This window comes from Streptomyces sp. NPDC058964, assembly GCF_042741275.1.
GTDB lineage: Bacteria > Actinomycetota > Actinomycetes > Streptomycetales > Streptomycetaceae > Streptomyces.
On record NZ_JBHYKH010000914.1, the window covers coordinates 1 to 1768 of the forward strand.

The following is a 1768-nucleotide window of genomic DNA, read 5'->3' on the forward strand; positions in this document are numbered from 1 at the left end:
TTGACCAGGGCGCGCACGTCCCAGTCGGGGCAGTGGGTCCGGTCGTCGAGCTGCGCGGCGGTGACACCACGCGCCACGCGCGCCGCCTCGGCGGCGCATTCGATCATGTACGGGTGCATGTCGTCGTACGTCATGCACTTCACGCTAGGGAGAGCGCGCTCAGGTCTCTTGAACAAACGCGACAGCGTCGTCCGCCGGCGGTACGAACTCGGCGACCGGCACCGGCCCGGCGGCGGGAAGAGCCTGGCACAGGTGGGTTGCCATTGTCCCTGGGGCAGGGTCGAGGGTCGCGGGCATGGACGACTTCTACCTGCAACAGACGCCGTACAGCGATCCGGGCGATCTGGACGTCGCGGACCTGCCGCGTGACCCGGGGCGGCTCACCGCCGTCGTGCGCGGACTGGTCCTGCACCGGCTGGAGGGCGAACGGGTCGGGTACGCCATCCCCGAGGAGCGGCTGCACCACGACGGCGAGTCCCGGTACGTCACCGAGATCCTGCGCATCCTGCGCGGGCGCAAGGACGCTGCGCTCACCGAGAAGCGTTCGTGGGACGAGCAGTTCGTCGGCACCTGCCGGGACTACGCGCTGCTGCTGTGCTCGCTGCTGCGGGCGACCGGGACGCCGGCCCGCCTCCGGGGCGGCTACAGCACCTTCTTCGTGGCCGGCTTCCACGACGACCACTGGGTGACCGAGTACCAACTGCCCGACGGGAGCTGGCGGTTGGTGGACCCGCAGGTGTCCGCCGACTTCTACGACGTGCCCTTCGACCCGCTGGACGTGCCCCGGGACCGGTTCGTGGTGGCGGGGCAGGCATGGCGGGCCTGCCGGTCCGGCAAGGCCGATCCGGAGACCTTCGGGGTATGGGCCGTTCCGGGACTGCGGGGCATGTGGCTCGTGTTCAACTCCGTCGTCCTGGACCTCGCGGCCCTCAATGGCACGGAGCCGCTGCCCTGGGACGGCTGGGGGCTCGCGGGCCCGGAGAGCTACGCGTCGCTGACGGAGGACGACTTCGCCCTGATCGACGCCGTGGCCGCGGCCGGCACGACGGAGGAGTACCGGCGCCTCCACGAGGACCCACGGCTCGCCGTGCCCCGGCAGATCCTCTCCCTGGCGCCCTTCCTGGGCCTGCGCACGGTCACTCTCCCCCGGCGGTGAGCTCCACCAGCTTGAGGACCGTGTTCCAGTTCCGGGTCGTGGCGATCAGCCCCTTGCCGACCCGCGGCCGGGACAGGGCCTCGGCGAGCCTGGAGCGGCCCAGGCCCTCCGGGGCGTACAGATACAGCGCGCGGTCGCCGAGGCGGAACGCCTCGGGGAGATGGGCGGCCGGGTCGATCCCGGCGAAGCGGTCCGCGGTGACGGGCGCGGAGAAGTAGGTGACGTGGAGTTGCCTGGCCTCCAGTTCGGCGGCGGGGAAGGGGCAGGAGTCGGCCACCGCCCTCAGGTAGGCGTGGTCGCGCACGATCACGTCGACGGTGAATCCGAAACGCGCCTCGACGGCCTTCGCGAGTTCCTCGGCCAGGGAGTCCTCGTCGCCGCGGCCGGTGGCGAAGACGGCCTGGCCGCTCTGCAGATAGGTGCGCACCCCGTCGTGGCCGAGACCCTCCATCAGCTGCCGCAGCTCGGCCATCGGCAGCTTCTTGCTGCCACCCACGTTGATCCCGCGCAGCAGCGCCGCATACTTCGTCACCCGGACACCATAGAGCGGCCCTGGAGCCCCCAGGGGGGGTGGACGCCATAAACCCCCCCGAGACCACGCAGCGCGCCCAC

3 protein-coding genes are annotated in these 1768 nt (G+C 71.5%); 1 reads left to right on the top strand and 2 read right to left on the bottom strand.

The window, feature by feature from the left end:
- Positions 1-134 (bottom strand): maleylpyruvate isomerase N-terminal domain-containing protein (locus ACFW2E_RS46340; RefSeq protein WP_384478056.1); only part of this gene is annotated, 134 nt, incomplete at its 3' end.
- A 161-nt stretch (positions 135-295) separates the two neighbouring features.
- Between ACFW2E_RS46340 and ACFW2E_RS46345 the strand changes: the two genes are divergently transcribed.
- Positions 296-1156, top strand: coding sequence for a transglutaminase-like domain-containing protein (locus tag ACFW2E_RS46345; protein WP_384478050.1), 861 nt, complete (start codon positions 296-298; stop codon positions 1154-1156).
- Here ACFW2E_RS46345 and ACFW2E_RS46350 read toward each other — a convergent pair.
- Complete coding sequence (locus ACFW2E_RS46350) at positions 1137-1688, bottom strand: DUF1697 domain-containing protein (protein WP_384478053.1); 552 nt, start codon at positions 1686-1688, stop codon at positions 1137-1139. The two genes, ACFW2E_RS46345 and ACFW2E_RS46350, sit on opposite strands and share 20 nt — an antisense overlap.
- Positions 1689-1768 lie beyond the last annotated feature (80 nt).

What these genes read in the sequence shown, in the direction of transcription:
- ACFW2E_RS46345 (WP_384478050.1), top strand. Translation starts at nt 296, where the DNA reads ATGGACGACTTCTACCTGCAACAGACGCCGTACAGCGATCCGGGCGAT.